16 protein-coding genes are annotated in these 16,960 nt (G+C 37.1%); 15 read left to right on the forward strand and 1 reads right to left on the reverse strand.

Going from position 1 to position 16,960, the window contains the following annotated elements; genetic code table 11:
• Positions 1 to 227: 227 nt before the first annotated feature.
• The 15 genes from IQ228_RS00660 to IQ228_RS00730 all read left to right on the forward strand — a co-directional run bounded on the left by IQ228_RS00660 (position 228) and on the right by IQ228_RS00730 (position 15,228).
• Positions 228 to 377: a hypothetical protein gene (locus IQ228_RS00660; protein WP_193961946.1), complete on the forward strand. Its 150-nt coding sequence runs from the start codon at positions 228 to 230 to the stop codon at positions 375 to 377.
• 32 nt (positions 378 to 409) lie between these two features.
• Entirely contained in the window at positions 410 to 1,015 is a 606-nt protein-coding gene (locus tag IQ228_RS00665; RefSeq protein ID WP_193961947.1) for an isoprenylcysteine carboxylmethyltransferase family protein, read from the forward strand.
• Positions 1,012 to 1,974 carry a 3-oxoacyl-[acyl-carrier-protein] synthase III C-terminal domain-containing protein gene (locus IQ228_RS00670; protein WP_193961948.1) on the forward strand — a complete coding sequence of 321 codons (963 nt, stop codon included), beginning with the start codon at positions 1,012 to 1,014 and terminating at the stop codon, positions 1,972 to 1,974. Before IQ228_RS00665 ends, IQ228_RS00670 begins: the two co-directional genes overlap by 4 nt.
• 6 nt (positions 1,975 to 1,980) lie before the next feature.
• Positions 1,981 to 2,856: a diiron oxygenase gene (locus tag IQ228_RS00675; RefSeq protein WP_193961949.1), complete on the forward strand. Its 876-nt coding sequence runs from the start codon at positions 1,981 to 1,983 to the stop codon at positions 2,854 to 2,856.
• Positions 2,853 to 3,086 carry an acyl carrier protein gene (locus IQ228_RS00680; RefSeq protein WP_053539767.1) on the forward strand — a complete coding sequence of 78 codons (234 nt, stop codon included), beginning with the start codon at positions 2,853 to 2,855 and terminating at the stop codon, positions 3,084 to 3,086. The genes IQ228_RS00675 and IQ228_RS00680 overlap by 4 nt, the downstream gene beginning before the upstream one ends.
• Before the next feature lie 4 nt (positions 3,087 to 3,090).
• Positions 3,091 to 3,948: an aminoacyl--tRNA ligase-related protein gene (locus IQ228_RS00685; RefSeq protein ID WP_193961950.1), complete on the forward strand. Its 858-nt coding sequence runs from the start codon at positions 3,091 to 3,093 to the stop codon at positions 3,946 to 3,948.
• Between the two features lie 4 nt (positions 3,949 to 3,952).
• Positions 3,953 to 5,047: an SDR family oxidoreductase gene (locus tag IQ228_RS00690; RefSeq protein ID WP_193961951.1), complete on the forward strand. Its 1,095-nt coding sequence runs from the start codon at positions 3,953 to 3,955 to the stop codon at positions 5,045 to 5,047.
• Between the two features lie 20 nt (positions 5,048 to 5,067).
• Positions 5,068 to 5,637, forward strand: a complete 570-nt coding sequence (locus IQ228_RS00695; RefSeq protein WP_053539770.1) for a ferritin-like domain-containing protein — start codon at positions 5,068 to 5,070, stop codon at positions 5,635 to 5,637.
• 12 nt (positions 5,638 to 5,649) lie between these two features.
• On the forward strand, positions 5,650 to 5,910 hold the full coding sequence (locus IQ228_RS00700; protein WP_193961952.1) for an acyl carrier protein: 261 nt from the start codon (positions 5,650 to 5,652) through the stop codon (positions 5,908 to 5,910).
• Complete coding sequence (locus IQ228_RS00705) at positions 5,876 to 7,174, forward strand: HlyD family efflux transporter periplasmic adaptor subunit (protein WP_193961953.1); 1,299 nt, start codon at positions 5,876 to 5,878, stop codon at positions 7,172 to 7,174. The genes IQ228_RS00700 and IQ228_RS00705 overlap by 35 nt, the downstream gene beginning before the upstream one ends.
• A gap of 15 nt (positions 7,175 to 7,189) precedes the next feature.
• Positions 7,190 to 8,353, forward strand: a complete 1,164-nt coding sequence (gene devC, locus IQ228_RS00710) for an ABC transporter permease DevC (RefSeq protein WP_053539773.1) — start codon at positions 7,190 to 7,192, stop codon at positions 8,351 to 8,353.
• A gap of 65 nt (positions 8,354 to 8,418) precedes the next feature.
• A complete protein-coding gene (locus IQ228_RS00715) occupies positions 8,419 to 9,294 on the forward strand; it encodes an alpha/beta fold hydrolase (RefSeq protein ID WP_193961954.1) in 876 nt (291 codons plus the stop codon).
• A complete protein-coding gene (locus IQ228_RS00720; RefSeq protein ID WP_053539775.1) occupies positions 9,269 to 9,961 on the forward strand; it encodes an ATP-binding cassette domain-containing protein in 693 nt (230 codons plus the stop codon). The genes IQ228_RS00715 and IQ228_RS00720 overlap by 26 nt, the downstream gene beginning before the upstream one ends.
• Positions 9,962 to 10,012: 51 nt before the next feature.
• On the forward strand, positions 10,013 to 11,767 hold the full coding sequence (locus IQ228_RS00725; RefSeq protein WP_193961955.1) for a fatty acyl-AMP ligase: 1,755 nt from the start codon (positions 10,013 to 10,015) through the stop codon (positions 11,765 to 11,767).
• Between the two features lie 125 nt (positions 11,768 to 11,892).
• Entirely contained in the window at positions 11,893 to 15,228 is a 3,336-nt protein-coding gene (locus tag IQ228_RS00730) for a DUF4114 domain-containing protein (RefSeq protein WP_370566789.1), read from the forward strand.
• Between the two features lie 1,030 nt (positions 15,229 to 16,258).
• Here IQ228_RS00730 and IQ228_RS00735 read toward each other — a convergent pair.
• Positions 16,259 to 16,600 (reverse strand): hypothetical protein, encoded by a 342-nt coding sequence (locus IQ228_RS00735; RefSeq protein ID WP_193961956.1) that lies wholly within the window; start codon positions 16,598 to 16,600, stop codon positions 16,259 to 16,261.
• Positions 16,601 to 16,960 lie beyond the last annotated feature (360 nt).

Genomic DNA, 16,960 nt, shown 5'->3' on the forward strand with positions numbered 1-16,960 from the left:
AGAACTGCACCTTTTGATAATTAATCAGTGAATATTCGTTAAGGTATGCAGTTTTCTGCAATGAGGCGATCGCATTCGTGCATTTTTCGTGTATCAATCCTGCACATAAACCAGCAGGAAAGTCGGCTGTGTGGTTTGAACACATCGGATATTGTATAACTCATCGGCTTTACACCGTGTTCCATTTTTTCCTCAAATAGTTGTGTAAGGACAAAAAGGAGATTGTTATGGCTAATATCAATAATTCAGTAATTTCCCTGCATATGGACATCTGGTTTTATCAGCACTGGTTATCTGGGAATGACATATTTCGGGAAGTTGAAACCATGAAAATGACACACCATAACCAAATAAGATTATTCTGTGTTCTCACTTAATTAAACAAGTATGTGAAGGAGATAAATATACTATGAATGATAGTGTCTTTTTTCTGTATATCTGCAATTTCCTATTGATTGGTGGATTACCAATCATCTTCTTTAAGCCAGGACAGAAAAATATTCGATGGTTAGTTACAGCTTTACCTTTTTTTGTTTCTGCTTTGCTTTTGATTGCGGGTTATGTTGGGGTAGTTTCATCTTTCCAATACCAAAGTTATTGGCCAATGCAGACTGATATTATAGCTACTGCATTAGCTATTAGTTCAAATTCTCTCATAGCCTATACAATTGGCACTCACAGAGTACCCCTCAATTTATGGCATCAGGATAATGATCAATCAGATCATATTGTGACTTACGGACCGTATGAAAAAATCCGTCATCCTTTTTACACTTCTTTTATCCTATCTTTAATTGGGACATTCGTTTTTTTCCCTCATATTATTAGCTTGCTGATGTTAGTTTATGGAATAGTAGGACTAATATTAACAGCACAGCGAGAAGAGAGAAACTTACAGAAACAAGACGGATATTATCGAGAATACATGAAAAGAACAGGGAGATTCACACCAAAATACTTTACTTCTAAATCAGATATAAACAACATCACTAGTGATGAGATAAGCAACCAATGAAAGACATATATGTAGGACATTTTTCCTATGTTTTGGGTGATTTAGAACAAACTGTTGAACAAACAGTCGAACAAAATAGAACAGTAATTAAAGATCCTGAAAAATTTAGATCCGCAGGATTCGATAAGCATCACATTTGCTCTCCCAGCACTACTGCTTATGACTTAGCAGTAGCAGCAGTTAAGCCCATCGCAAAATACTTAAATCAAGTTGGAGTAATCATCTACTCAACAGCTTTACCAATCAATGCCAACATAGGAACAACATTTGAGGAAACAAAAGATATAAAAGACCTCACAGATTTTCCTGGTAGTCATTTGCAAAGTGATTTTGGACTAAATGATGCTTGGGTTATTGGCTTAGATCAACAAGCCTGTACGGGAATGATAGGCTCTTTTAAACTTGCGGCTGCTTTACTTAGAGATACACCTCAATGGAGTCAAATCCTCTGTGTAACAGCAGATCGTTTTCCTCAAGGCTCATTATATGAACAATCATATAGTTTGATTTCTGATGGAGCTTCTGCATTTATTATCTCAACAGAGCCGATACCTGGAGGGTTTCGGTACGTTGAACATCATGCGATCACGAATGGGGGAATGGCAAACACAAATGATGATGCAACTATTGGTAATTTCTTCCCTAACACTATAGATTGCATCACAATGAATGTGAAACGAGCAGGGTTGGAGTTGAAAGATATTAATTGGATGGTAGTCCAAAATATTAATGTCAATGCTTGGAAGATAGTTTGTAGTCCGAGCCTTCTTGATTACGATATCACCAGGGTATTTCATCCTTCTTTGCCGATGATGGGTCACATGATTAGTGGAGATTGTATTGTCAATACCCAAATGTTAATTGAATCAGGAAAAATCAAACCTGGAGAGTATGTACTTCTATATATGGTTGGTTACGGTCTTACCTGGCAATCAGTTATTCTTCAATACTGTGGATAATTAATCATGAATCTTGTTACTATCGCCAAAATATACGAAACTTCAGTTATTGATCACACCAATCCCTATACTGCTATTGATTGGGCTGATACTGTTGATCGTCAATCTGAATGGTTTATGTCCCCTAAACTCATATCTTTATATGGGACAGAATATTACGCTAATCTTAGTGAAATACAACAGAAAGAACTAAGTTTTTGGGAAACTATTAACTTTTTTACTCTGAATATTCATGGCGAAAAAGCCCTAATCCAAGGTCTAGCTGCCAGACTTTATCAAGATCATGGCATAGCTGAAACAGGTGACATCATTAACAAATACATTCATATTTTTCTGGCTGAAGAAAATCAACATATGTCTTACTTTGGAGGATTTTGCAACCGATATGCAAAAGGACCATATCCAGATAAAAAAATTGATTTTCCAGCAGATGAATATGCCCCTGGAGAAGATGATTTTTTGTTTTTTGCTAAAGTGCTGATTTTTGAGGAAACTGTAGATGTTTATAATCGGATTATGGCTACGGATATGAACCTAAATCCGATAGCACGTATGATCAATAATATCCATCATCATGAAGAAACCCGTCATCTTATTTTTGGAAGACAAGTTGTAGAAACTTTATTCAAACAGTATTCTCCAGCTTGGTCAGCAGAAACACTGGCAAAAATACAGAAATACATAACCATGTATTTTAGCGTAACTTGGGCTGAATACTATAATCCAGATGTTTACAGAGATGCTGGTTTTGATAAACCTTTTGAAGTTCGTCAAGCAGCTTATAAAAATCCAATTAATCAGAAATATCGTCAAGAAATAAGTTCCAGTTGTATCAGATTTTTTCAGAATATTGGTTTTTTGGAAAAGGCACCAGTTTTATGAATATTGACGACATCAAAGAAAAGTTACGGGAGTGGATTGCTGAAAAAGGTCAGCGAGAAGCCAACAGTATAAAAGATGAAAGTAACCTGATTAAAGAAGGCATAATTTCATCTTTAGATAGTCTAGAACTGATCATGTTTATTGAAAGTATTGGAGGTAAAATAGGCAAAATTCGTGCGGGTGTTTTTGAAAATATTAACACTATTTACAACACTTTTTTTCGTGAATAAAATCATGGATGTACTTGAAAAATATCATTGGTATGATAATGGTTTGTCTGTGATTAGTGGTGATTTACTAGAACTATATCAGGCAATTGATCAGCTATTTATCAGATGGGCAACTACAGAATTTAATGCCAAAGACCATCTTTTTTCTACCTTTATTCAGGCTCAAGAGTTAGAAAAAATAAATTACTTTGACTCTTTTCCACACTTGGTTACTTTTCCCATTTGTCTCTGTCCAGAGGAGGATAATTTAAGAAGATTTATAGAAGGTAAACCCCTATCTTTAGCAGGGGAAATTAATTTGACTGCTACCACTCCTATCCGCGAAATTCTCACTCCTGCGGCTTGTTATCACATTTATGTGTACTTGCAGAACAAGAATTTTGATTCACCAGTTTATATTACCACTGTTAATAATTGTTTCCGGAGAGAATCGCATTATAAACCACTCCAGCGCCAATGGAATTTTCATATGCGAGAGATAGTTTGTCTTGGTAATCAAAACGTTGTGGAGCAGTTTCTTGAAAACGCCAGGGAGAAACTAAAGAACTTTTTTAAGGCTATAGGATTACCAATAGAATGGGATATAGCAACTGATCCTTTCTTTCAGCCTGAAAGCAATCCTAAATATATTGCCCAAATAGTTTTACCCACAAAAATAGAAATGATTTTTCAGGATCTTTCTATTGGTTCAACCAACCTTCACCGCGATTATTTTGGGAAAAATTTCTCTATTTCCATGAATGGGGAAACAATTCATTCAGCCTGTGTCGCCTTCGGTCTTGAGCGTTGGGTTTATGCGTTTATTCAGCACTTTGGTGAACAGAAAGAAAACTGGCCTAATCTACATTCATTAATCATCTAAAAGTATGTCCATCCTAATTACAGGTGGTAATGGTTATCTGGGAAAATGTCTGACTAAAAAATATCTCAAGTTCACTGATGAAAAGCTGATACTTTTAGTTAGGGCAAAAGATCAGACAGACTTGCAAAATAAAATTGAAACCCTCGACCATGAATTTGGGTTTACTAATGGGAGAATAGCCTATTTTTCCAGCGATATTAGTGAAGAACAACCATTCACATCGGTTGATCCAAAGTCAGTTAATTCGATTATTCACACAGCATCTATTACCCGATTTGATGTCAGCCAAGAAGATGCAAATCGAGTTAATTATCAAGGGACAAATAAACTATTACAGTTTGCTGATAATTGCCCAAACATTGAAAAAATAGGCTTATTAAGCACTGTATACAGTTCTGGTTTAATACCCGGACTAATTAAAGAACAGCTATTAAGTGATGAGCTAGGCTTTGCCAATTATTATGAATGGTCAAAGTGGGAAGCTGAAAAAAGTGCTATTCAAACCTTTGCTCATCTCCCCTGTTTTATCTTTCGTTCTGCGACGATTATTGCTGACGACGATGATGGTAATGTCACTCAGTACAATGTTTTTCACAACACTTTACGACTGGTTTATCATGGTCTATTAACCTTAATGCCAGGAAACAGTCAGACACCAATTTATTTGGTGACAGGTGAATTTGTCACTGATGCGATTTTTAAAATTCTCTCTCTTTCTTCAACTAAAAACCAGAGAATTTTTAATATTGCACACTCCCAAGATAAATCCCCAAGTTTGGGTAAAATTATAGATATAGGATTAGCAGTTTTTAATCAGGATGAACAGTTTGTAAAGCGGCGAACTAGCAAACCTAGATATATTAATCTAGAAACTTTTAATATCATGATGCGGCAGATCCAATCATTTGGTAGTAGATCAACACAATTAGCCGCTGGTAGTATGCAACCATTCGCTCAACAGCTTTTTATTGCCAAAGATATTAAAAACGCGGGATTAATGGCCATGTTGGATGAATATCAAACTCCTGATATTCAAGAACTGGTGATAAAAACTTGCCATTTTCTATTAACAACTAATTGGGGACGAAAGTTTCTGTAATTCACTAAGAGGAAGCACAAATGACTAATGTACAGTTAAATGAAAATGAACTTTGGTTACTTAGCTTTTACCGTCATTCTGAAATTCAAGGGGCATTGTTTTTTGGCAAAGTAGCACAAACTATTCCTGATGGAGAAATTCAATGTGATATAACTAGACATTTTGCTGATGAAAGCCAGCACGCTCGATATTGGACAGACTGTATAACCCAACTTGGTTATATGCCTCTAAAGCTGAATAATGGATACCAAGACAAGTATTTTAAAGCTGCTGGTGTTCCCCATTCTCTGATGGAAGTTTTAGCCATAACCCAAGTATTTGAAGTCCGTGCTATTCGACAATATGGACTTAACTTGCAAGCTACCAATATTCATCCGATTATAAAGGAAACACTGAAAAAGATCATGGAGGATGAAAAATGGCATCTTAGCTGGGTAGATCAAGCGCTTAAAGAAATGGAATCACAATATGGTCAAGAAAATATTGCCACTACAATCAAAAAATATCGGCACGCTGATCAAATAGTGTTTGAAGAAACCATGAGAGAACATGAAGATAGGATTCAGGCTATTATCTCATCAGTTAATTAAAGGAGTTTAAACATGGTTACTAGAGAAGATGTAAAGACAATCCTAGCGCAAACTTTAAGTATGTCATCGGCTGAACTGGCAGATGAAACTCCTTTAGAAGGTGGTGAAATAGAATCTCTTTCCTATGTTGAGATGCTATTAGCGATAGAATCTCAATATGGAATTACTGCCTCAGATGATGAACTAGAAAGTGTGAAAAATATTGGTAATTTGAGCCAGTTAATTGTGGACAAAATATATGCGAGTCATCAACAAGATACCTTTATTTCCTAACTCTAAATTTAAAATCTGGAATTTGGTAATCTTGGTTTCTGTACCAACTGTATTACTTCTGTTAGCGTCCGGTTATCAAGTATTAAATTATCAGCAAAAAATCACTGAACATAAAAAAACTGAGGCAGATATTTCAGCAAATGTTATTACTGCTGATGGTTATCTGGAACCAAAAGGTGAAGTTATTTTGATTTCACCGACCTTTGGGATGGAACGCGCACGGGTAGAGGAACTACGAGTAAAACGAGGTGAATTGGTAAAAGCTGGGGATATTATTGCTGTTTTAGATAGCAATAGTTCAATGGTGGCTGCTTTGGAAAATGCCCATTCTCAAGAGCAGATTGCTTCTGCACAGCTAGAGTTAATCAAAGCTGGAGCAAAAAAAGGTGAAATCGCCGCCCAAAAAGCAAAAGTTTTAGAAAATAGCGCTGAACTTAATGGACAAATTGCTACACAAAAAGCCGAAATAGCTACCTTAGAAGCACAATTAGCAGGTGAACAAAGAACGCAGAATGAAAATATTGAACGAATTAAAACAGAGTTAAAAAAAGCACAAAAAGATTGCGATCGCTATCAATCTTTATATGTTAATGGAGCAGTTTCTATTTCTCAAATGGAAAGCTTTTGCTTACTTAAAGATACTAATCAAAAAAGTTTACAAGAAGCAGAGGCTAATTTAAAACGAATTATTGATAGTCGGAAGGAAGAGATTAAAAAAGCTCAAGAAAATCTCAATCGCACTAGAACAACAGTAGCTCGGCAGCTTGAGCAGAGTCAAGCCACATTATATGCCACGGCTGAAGTCCGTCCTGTTAATGTAGCAATTGCCGCCGCTCAATTAAAAGCAGCGAAAGCATTAGTTAAACAATCTCGTGTAAATTTGGGATTAACCTTTGTGCGTTCACCAATTGATGGTCAAATTTTGGAAATCCACGCCAAACCTGGAGAATTAGCGACTTCGGGAATTGTCGAAGTTGGAGATACTAAAAACATGGTAGCCCTAGCAGAAGTTTATGAGACAGACATTGAGAAAGTCAAGTTGGGACAAAAGGTAGAAATTAAAAGTTCTGCTCTTTCAGAATCTCTACATGGAACTGTGAATGAGATTGGATTTAAAGTGGCTAAAAAAGAAAATTTCAACGATGATCCTGTGATTGCCGCAGATGCTAGGGTCGTCAAAGTTAGAGTATTACTTGATGAAAAAAGTAGCAAAAAATCCTTCAATCTCACTAATCTTAAGGTCGATGTATTGATTAAATACTAAATTTAGAAAAATCTTATGTACAAGTATATACCCTTAGCCTGGATTCAACTAACATATAATAAAACTCGTTTTGTGGTTGCTATTTCAGGTATTGCCTTTGCAACATTATTAATGTTCATGCAACTAGGTTTTCAGGGTGCGCTTTATAAAACGGCAATAGATATCCATGAGAATTTCCTCGCTGATATAGTTCTCACGGGTCCTAGAACTGAAAACCTTTACGATGCTGGTTTACATCAAACATTTACTAAAAGGTATTTAACACAGGCGTTGCAGATTGAAGGAGTTGATTCTGTTGCACCTCTTTACATTGGATTTGGACATTGGAAAAACCCTTATGGAGATAACAATCACCAAATCCTAATTTTTGGATTTGATCCTGATAAACCTTGTTTTGATTTAACAGAAATTAATCAAAATAGTGAGATGCTCAAGCGTAAAGATATGATTCTTTTTGATCGACTTTCCAAGCCAGCTTATGGACCGATTGTTGATAAATTTACTCAAGGTCAAGAGATTCTGACTGAAATTAACAATCAACGGGTAAAAGTGAGTGGTTTGTTTAGTATGGGTGGTTCAATTTTTTCCGCCGATGGAATTGCTATTGCTAGTGATTTAAATTTCTCCAAATTGATGAACAGACCTTTATCTAAAGTAAGTTCAGGGCTGATAAAAATTAAGAAAGGGTCCGATCCAGACAAGGTGCTTAAGTTACTAAAAGCAAAATTTTCTGGAGGTGTTAAAGTGCTTTCAATGAAAAGCTATATGGAACTAGAAAAGAATTACTGGAAAAATGGTTCTCCTATTGGTTCAATCTTTACCATCGGCACAATTATGGGTTTTATTGTCGGCTTGGTTATTGTTTACCAAGTTCTTTATAGTGAAGTCGCAGACAATTTGGAATATTATGCTACATTAAAAGCTATAGGTTATGGTAGTAAATATTTTTTCAAAGTAATTATTCAGCAGTCTATTATCCTTTCTCTTTTAGGATATATCCCCGGATTTCTTTTTTCTGTACTTCTCTATCAGGCTGTTGTAATTATTGTCAGGTTGCCAACTCAAATGGAGTTTGGGCGTGCTGTTATAGTTTTATTCCTCACAACTGTAATGTGTTCTATTGCTGGGATGATAGCAACTAATAAGTTACGAGATGGAGACCCGGCTGATATTTTTTAGGTAAAGGTTAAAGAGTCTGTAAAATAGCTGAAAATACTCATTGTGATGATATAAGGTGATTTAGTATGAATTATTCTCGGTTGAGAAATTCTCTGGGTGCAACTACTCCTGGTAAATCCATAGAAGTTGACGGAATTAATCTAACTTACAATGATGAAGGTGAAGGTTTAACTATTATCTGTTTACACGCTATTGGTCATGGGGCTGCTGATTTTCAAAAATTACAAACTAACCTTGTTCACAATTATCGTGTAATTACCATTGATTTTCCCTCTCATGGTAATTCAGATGATGATTATCAGCCAGTCAGTTTGCAAAGATATACTGATGTATTAACCCTGTTTATAGAGCAACTTAAATTAGCTAAATTCATATTTATTGGTAATTCAATTGGTGGGTCAGTTGCTCTTCAATATACTTTTTTATATCCAGAAAGAGTCCAAGGACTAATTTTAGCAAATCCGGGAGGGCTTGATCCAATGGATAGGGTAAAAAGCATTTTTACAAGTTTTATGACTAATCTATTTTCTCAAGGATTAAAAAAATCCTGGTGGTACAAAAAGGGATTAAATGATTATTATCGCTATCTTGTTTTGCCAAGTGATCAAGCCAGAGAACAAAGAGAAAAAATCATTGCTTCAGGGGAAGAAATTGCTTTAATTCTCACTCAGGCTTGGCAAAGTTTTGGTAATACAGCATCTGATCTCAGATATATTGCTCCTAGCATCAAATGTCCTGTACTGTTTACTTGGGCATCTCAGGACAAAATTGTGCAGCTTGGTCGTTGTTTACCAACTATTAAACAATTTCCGAATATGACTCTAAAACTGTTCTCTTGTGGGCATTCTCCTCATCTAGAAACACCCAAAGAATTTGCAATTGCCGTTATCACTTTTCTCGAAGTTTTTGAGAGCCATGCAGCAACAACAACCAATTCTTAAAATTCAAGGTCTTAACTATTACTTTGGCAGTGGCAATCTTCAAAGGCAAGTTTTATCTAATATATGTCTGGAAATTTTACCTGGTGAAGTTTTAATTATGACGGGTCCATCAGGATCAGGTAAAACCACCTTATTAACCTTAATAGGTGGACTAAGAAGTATTACTGAAGGCAGTTTGATGTTTCTGGGAGCAGAGATGAATAATGCTAGTCAGGAAATGCAAACTCAAACTCGTCGCTATATAGGTTATATCTTTCAACATTATAACTTGCTGCCATTTTTAACAGCAGAACAGAATGTCCGCATGGCATTGGAACTGCACAATTCTTTTTCTCCATCTCAATTGTTGGAAGAACCGAAGAAAACACTGGCAACAGTTGGTTTGGGAGATTTTTGTGAACATTATCCTCATCATCTATCTGGGGGACAAAAACAGCGGGTGAGCATTGCTAGAGCTTTAGTTTCACGTCCTAGATTGATATTAGCTGATGAGCCGACTGCGGCTCTTGATAGTAAATCTGGAAGGGAGGTAGTTAATTTAATGTGTCAACTGGCATACGAGCAAAAATGTGCGATTTTGATTGTTACTCATGACAACCGAATTTTAGATGTTGCTAACCGCAGATTTCATGTTGAAGATGGCTATCTAAGTGAAGAAATAATCTAAATTTTCAACTGTATTGATGTGTACTCTTAATAAATTATCAGAGGTGTTTCTATGAGCAACTACTATGCTGATCAACAGAATTTGGCAGCTAAATGTTCAAGTCTTTTGGAACTATTGCGCTTGCGGTCTGAAAATGATCCTGATAAAGTAGCTTACACTTTTCTTGCAGATGGTGAAACAGAGACAGATACATTGACCTACGGGTTACTTGATCAACGAGCGCGAGCAATTGCAGCTAAGTTACAATCTTGCTCTGTTCTAGGCGATCGCATATTACTAATTTATCCATCTGGTTTAGAATTTATTACTGCTTTTTTCGGATGTTTATATGCAGGAGTCCTAGCAGTGCCGGCATATCCACCCCGACAGAATCATCATTTATCTAGATTAGAGTCAATTGTCTCTAATTCCCAAGCTAAAATTGTCCTGACTACCACATCTGTATTAGCTAATATTAAAAATAAAACTATTACAAATCAGACACTAAATACGCTGACTTGGTTTAAAACTGATACCATTCCTACTAATTTAGCTTCAGATTGGCAAGAACCAATTATAGACAGAAATAGTCTAGCTTTTCTTCAGTACACTTCTGGTTCAACAGGGATGCCAAAAGGAGTCATGGTTAGTCATAGCAACCTACTCCATAATTTAGAATTGACTTATAGATGCTTTGAATTTAAACCTAACAATCGAGTCTTAGTGTGGTTGCCGCTTTACCATGATATGGGGTTAATTGGTGGAGTGCTACAGCCTCTCTATGCAGGGATTCCTTGTGTACTCATACCTCCAGAAATTTTTATTAGAAAACCATTTTGTTGGCTCCAAGGGATTTCTCGCTACCAAGCTACTACTAGTGGTGGACCAAATTTTGGCTATGAACTTTGTGTCCGCAGAACCACTCCTGAGCAACGAGCAAGTTTGGATTTGAGTAGTTGGGAAGTTGCCTTTATTGGCTCTGAACCTATCCGCGCTAAGACACTAGAGCTATTTTTTGAAACCTTTAAATTTTCTGGTTTCCGTCAGGAGTCTTTCTATCCTTGTTATGGAATGGCTGAAGCTACTTTACTTGTGTCGGGAAGTATAAAATCTCAACCACCACTTGTCTATCCCGTGTCAGCAGCAAGACTGCAAAACAATCAAGTTAATTTGGCGACAGAGGATACACCGGAAATTAACTATATTGTTGGTTGTGGACATGGCTGGTTAGACCAAAATATTCTGATTGTTGATCCTGAATCTTTAACTCCTTGTACACCTAGCCAAGTCGGAGAAATTTGGGTATCTAGTCCTAGTGTTGCTCAGGGTTACTGGAATCAACCGCAGGAAACCAACAAAACATTCCGCGCTTATCTAGCAAACACAAATGAAGGGCCTTTTCTTCGGACTGGTGATCTGGGATTTATCCAAGAAGGTGAATTGTTTGTGACAGGAAGACTTAAAGATTTGATGATATTTTTGGGACGCAATTACTATCCTCAAGATATTGAAACAACTGTAGTAGAAAGCCACCCAGCTTTACGTCCAGATTGTGGATCTGCATTTTCAGTGGAAATTGAGCAGCGGGAAAAACTCGTAATTGTCCAGGAAATAGAGCGTAGTTTTCTTCGGAAACTTAATCCCGAAGAAGTGATTACAGCAATTCGTCGGGCTGTAACTGAGCAATATGGCTTACCTATTCATGCAGTTTTGCTGCTGAAAACAGCAAGTTTACCAAAAACCTCCAGTGGTAAGGTTCAACGGAGTGCTTGTCGAGAAAGGTTTCTCAATCATACTTTGGAAGTTCTCTCACATTGGAAAAGTTGATGTTATTAAACTTTCAGGATCGCCTTCCGACCATAAATACACCGCAAATTTCCCATTATCTGTAATCAACTTTCAGTAACCCTAGGACTAACCTAATGCTCACATCAACTACAACAATTCCAGCAGTGACCAATGAAGTTAGATTAGACCATAACAGTGTCTATTCCGAAATGGTACTATTAGCAAAAGAAGTCTATGGACCGCAAGCACCTCTCACCCATGAACGTGAGCCACTTACCTATGAAACTGGATATAATCCCGCCTACAGTGAAAATGTCGGGAATGCTGCGGTAGGCCGAGGCTGGCACAAGGTATCGAACTTAGAACTGGAAATCCCAGCTTCGGATATCGGTTTGTCACTAAATGGATTGCACTATTCCCTTGTCAATGGATTCTATCAGGCTTACAATGACAATGATGTGATTAAATCCACCAACTCCCCCGACATCCCCGAAGCCAACGCTCTGATTCTCAGGGGTATTGTTGGGGGAAAGACTACCCTTGCTGTTGTCTTTCGTGGTACTGATCAGTTAGCTGATGTTACTGACTATGAAGACTTTGTTACTCAGCATTACGCGAAGTTCGCACCGCTAACTAATGCTCTCAAGGAATATGCGACAAAAGGCGGTTTTGAGCAGGTTCTGCTTGATGGACACAGTTTAGGCGCTGCAATGGCGCAAATCTTCGCTAATGACCTCTCTAGCAACTTTCCCGAGCAACAGATCCAGTTATTTACCTTCGGATTGCCGGGTGCTGAAAAACTTGCACCCGGAGGGGTGAATCAGATTAATTTTGTAAATACTCATGACATTGTTCCCCAATCGGGATTACTCAGTCAAAATCCCGATTCGACGATTGCTGCGGCAAATATCTTATCTATTAATTCATTTTTGGCAGGAAACATCTTGCAGCTATTGTTTTTTCAAACACTAGCCTCGGTAGCCTCAAAAACAAAGCCAAAATTTTCGTCAGGGGCTACAGTTTTTCTCAATACGAGTATTGGGGCTTTTCCTTCCTTAAGTGAACATGATCTGGGGGGGGACAAGGGCGGTGAAATCAATCCTGAATTTCCATACATTAACAAGGCCTTTAACCCTGGTTATATCAATGAAGTCCGAAAGTTGTCAGACTATGCAGCGGACATAGAAAGTCCGTTTTACTACACACAATTTGCCAAAGCTATCAACGATGGTGTTGCTTACAATGGCACTGTACCGCTTATTAATATCGGTGATGGCAGCTATTATGACATCCAAGATCCAAACAAAAAAGACAGTGTATTAAGCACCTATGACGGTGACGAGTTTGTCTTGGGTAATCAGGGTGTCAGTAATTCCATTGGGTTTAAACCTTCAAAACAACCGGCTACACTTTGGAATACATTCAATAGTCCTACTCGCATTATTGATGGTGGCAGTATTGGGGATAATATTAGCAATGAATTAAATCTCAACCCGGCTTTTGAATGGGTTCTGCCCACTGTAAATGACTTAAAAACGGATAGTAATGGACTAAAATACTACTCACTGACGGGGATTAATCAAAGCGGGAAAGTCGAAACTGCCAATCTCTATCGGATCAATGTGATCAATGATGTTGGATTATTCCAGCGAACTCTTGATCCAAGCACTTTAGCAACCCACCTAAATGGTAAAGCAACAACAATACAACAAGCAGCGTCAGGTCAATCAAGTTTGGTGGTAGATGGACTCTCAGAGGTTGCCTATGCAGGAACGGGTATAACCAGTGTTACTAGCAATATTGACCGTGCTAAGATTGTGTTCAGTTCCGATACAACCAATGTTACATCAAGCGGTGTATCAACCCTTATTGTCTCTGATGGTGTGACCACTAACAAATCCGTAACTATAGATACTGGATTAGCCTCTGCATTTATTTACGGTGGTCGTCGTCCTACTACCTTCATTGGACATCTTGCTGGAGCCGATTTCACCGGTGGAGTTGACTCTTCACTTAATACTATTAGTTATGCTGGACAAACACAAGACCTGTTAATCGATCTCACACAAGGAACTGCAACAAATGGATTGACATACGACTCATTTACCAACGTTTCCTCGGTAATCGCTGGGCAAGGAAATAATTACATTGTTGCCAACAGTGCGGCGAACAAATTTGGAGGCTACAATGTTGCTAAAAGTGCTGCCACTGCTAATACACCGAGTGTTACCATTGTTGGGAAGACTGTCAAAAATGACATAATATTGGGTTCGGATAACCTAGATACAATTGACTTATCAACATTTATATCCTCTAGTATTTCGGAAACACGGACTGATAATAATTTAGTGTTAGGATTAAACCCCAACCGTTCAATTACAGTCCAAGATTACTACGCATCAAATAATCGCGTAAACATTTTATTTTCTGATTCTGCGGAAAACTTTAATAATGCGCTAATTCTACAACCAACAATAAAACTTTCAAAAATTTCTGATGATATCTTTAACATCTCTAATAGTATTGCTAAATCCAAACTTCAAGTTACCCTGACAGAAAGAAGTTCTAATCTTGTCAATGAACTGGGAGTATTCACAGTTGATGATGCTCAAGGTAACATCCAAGGGATGGCTCCAGGAACAGCAGGTTACGCCCAAGCGGCTTTAGATCGCTCTAAGGTAATTTTCTCTGCTATTACTAATCTCCCCAATGGGTTTAATACCGATAATTTGACGCATTTATTGGAATTTAACTCTGGGAATAACCTAAGATTCTTATTAGTTAAAAACGGCACAATTGATAGCGTTCAAAATGGAATTACTCCAACTACAGACATACTTTTCTCTGACCTATTAAGCCAAAAAATTACAGATTTAGGTGCTGATGGTTTCTCCTTGGCTTGGAAAGATGGATCTAATAATAATACTAACTTCAAAGATTTGGTAGTCAACATTAAATCAACCAATGACTCATTACCCTTGGGGACAAATCTGCAAGGAACGCAACAAGGAGAAGTCCTTGATTTACGCGGCATAACCAACGATGTTAAAGCTGATTTTGTCGTCAATAGAGAAGCTGCTTTTAATAATTTTGTCGGCTTTTATAAAGTAGCAGATGCAAATGGTGGTATTGATGTTGATGGTAATGGTACTATTGATTTTCGTCCTGGTGATTCAGGTTATGCTCAAGCAGCCATCAAAAATCGTGTAGCGGGAATTGATCTCAGAGTTGATAACCAAGCAACTGGGACTTTTACAGATAAGACATTAACAGGAGGAAGTATTTTTGCCCCCTTTATTCTTACTAATGGTCGGACTATAGATCAAGTTCTAAATGGACAAGTTGACCAAGCTTACTTTGCCTATTTAGGAGCTAATACTGATAAGGTGGATCACATTCGTCTGTTAGGAAATAACGTCTTTGGTTTTGAAGATTTAGTAGGAGGCGGAGATAAAGATTACAACGACATTATTGTCAAAGTAAACTTGAGTGTTGTTTAGTATAAACATAAAACAATACCATCTATACACTATATAGATGGTTGTACATATTACTTCTATCTCGGCTCAATACCAAGATAAAGAGTTACTTGAAAAATACTATTATGTTGGGCAACTTCTAATTAATGGCTTGAGTAATTGTGATATTCTTCTATATGTAGCGACCTGCAATTATAAATGCCCAAACCTGCAATCAAGACATTTTCAAACCAGGATTAAATGCAACTATAATTACACTTCAGCCAGAATTAATTGCAACTGAACCAGGATTAAATGCAACCAGCCTGCAATCATCGCTTTCAACCAGGATTAATTGCAACTGACCGAAACTCCTATTAAATCGTTATTTAGCCGTTTACTCAAAAAACGCTCCAACTTATCAACAAAACTATTTGAACCTCAGCAAGGACTAAATGCAACTATAAAGGTAAAAAAAATGGTCGTTTCCTTTACTGTCAGTTGCAACTAATTCTGGTTGGAAACAGCGATGATTGCAGGTCGAGCCGATTATAATTCCAGGTCGCTACACATATTTACGTCTTTATTAAACCAAAATACATTAGCTAATTTTTATTTTACATGATAATTAGTTTTTTATCTGTAGAAAAAACATAATATTCTTTTATAATCATAACAAAGGCGATAGCGAAGCGCTCCGCAGGAATCGCTCTCCCGCGAAGAAGTTGCAATCGCATTAAACCTCATATTCAAAGGTAATTTCATGATGACACAAATGTTAACTGCTGTTTACTATTTTCTCTAAGAATGTCCAAAAATGTTACCATTTTCTTGTTGAGATTATTCGATATTATGACTATACTCAAAACGGCTAGAAGCTGGACTTTTTTATCATACAAAGAACAAGTTCAAAGCCTCTCCAGTATTAAATATTATTCCTTTTCCCTCTCCTCTTAGGAGAGGGCTAGGGAGAGGTGCGGGGAGAGGTTTGGAGAGGGGTTTCATATTTGGTTAAACTATGAACCGTTTGCAGTATATCAAAATTTTCTTAGAGGAAAATCTCCAACATAAGTTATTCGCCCAAATAATCTATCACTGCTTCCAGGTCTAACATTGCCTGATTGAATCTATTTAACATGGCTTCTGCAACTTCAGTTTCAGCATTGACATTTGATAATTTTTCTCTCATTATAGAGTCAAGTGCTTCTATCCATAATAATAAATTAGTGTTTTTAGCTGCTGTTAATAACCCCATATTCGTAAGCACAGATAAATGAAACCCTAAATTATCTTGTCCACCGTAACCCAGATATCCATTACTCAGTTCTAGTTTTGCTGGGGTAAATTCCTCATATTGGTCAAAAGTAATGCCACTGGGTTCTAATTGTGGCTGAGGTAAAGGTGGTTGATTCATAATATTATAGAGTAAGTAATTGTGACATTTGTAAAACCCGGTCATTCCAAGTAAGTAGGTGAACACAATAAAACCAATCTGTGTAAAGAAAAGTAAAATCGCCCAAACCCTCTTCACTCTTGCCTTTTGCCTCTTGCCTCTTGCCTTGCCATAACGACGATTTTCAATGCTAACCTACTTACCAAGTTAATCAATAATTTGATTTCGTGCTTCTATGTTATTCCAAACTTCTGAATTAGCTAACTCAAAAGCATAGTTAAATTCTATATCAGGGGCTATCCATTCAATAAAATACATAGTTTCTCTAATTAAACTTTTGACAACATCATTATTATTATAATCCAGTAATAAACACTGAAT

It is taken from the genome of Dolichospermum sp. LEGE 00246 (assembly GCF_015207865.1).
Lineage (GTDB): Bacteria > Cyanobacteriota > Cyanobacteriia > Cyanobacteriales > Nostocaceae > Dolichospermum > Dolichospermum heterosporum.

Coding starts and splice junctions, on each gene's coding strand:
- IQ228_RS00660 (WP_193961946.1), top strand. CDS start 228: ATGGCTAATATCAATAATTCAGTAATTTCCCTGCATATGGACATCTGG.
- IQ228_RS00665 (WP_193961947.1), top strand. CDS start 410: ATGAATGATAGTGTCTTTTTTCTGTATATCTGCAATTTCCTATTGATT.
- IQ228_RS00670 (WP_193961948.1), top strand. CDS start 1,012: ATGAAAGACATATATGTAGGACATTTTTCCTATGTTTTGGGTGATTTA.
- IQ228_RS00675 (WP_193961949.1), top strand. CDS start 1,981: ATGAATCTTGTTACTATCGCCAAAATATACGAAACTTCAGTTATTGAT.
- IQ228_RS00680 (WP_053539767.1), top strand. CDS start 2,853: ATGAATATTGACGACATCAAAGAAAAGTTACGGGAGTGGATTGCTGAA.
- IQ228_RS00685 (WP_193961950.1), top strand. CDS start 3,091: ATGGATGTACTTGAAAAATATCATTGGTATGATAATGGTTTGTCTGTG.
- IQ228_RS00690 (WP_193961951.1), top strand. CDS start 3,953: ATGTCCATCCTAATTACAGGTGGTAATGGTTATCTGGGAAAATGTCTG.
- IQ228_RS00695 (WP_053539770.1), top strand. CDS start 5,068: ATGACTAATGTACAGTTAAATGAAAATGAACTTTGGTTACTTAGCTTT.
- IQ228_RS00700 (WP_193961952.1), top strand. CDS start 5,650: ATGGTTACTAGAGAAGATGTAAAGACAATCCTAGCGCAAACTTTAAGT.
- IQ228_RS00705 (WP_193961953.1), top strand. CDS start 5,876: ATGCGAGTCATCAACAAGATACCTTTATTTCCTAACTCTAAATTTAAA.
- devC (WP_053539773.1), top strand. CDS start 7,190: ATGTACAAGTATATACCCTTAGCCTGGATTCAACTAACATATAATAAA.
- IQ228_RS00715 (WP_193961954.1), top strand. CDS start 8,419: ATGAATTATTCTCGGTTGAGAAATTCTCTGGGTGCAACTACTCCTGGT.
- IQ228_RS00720 (WP_053539775.1), top strand. CDS start 9,269: ATGCAGCAACAACAACCAATTCTTAAAATTCAAGGTCTTAACTATTAC.
- IQ228_RS00725 (WP_193961955.1), top strand. CDS start 10,013: ATGAGCAACTACTATGCTGATCAACAGAATTTGGCAGCTAAATGTTCA.
- IQ228_RS00735 (WP_193961956.1), bottom strand. CDS start 16,600: ATGAATCAACCACCTTTACCTCAGCCACAATTAGAACCCAGTGGCATT.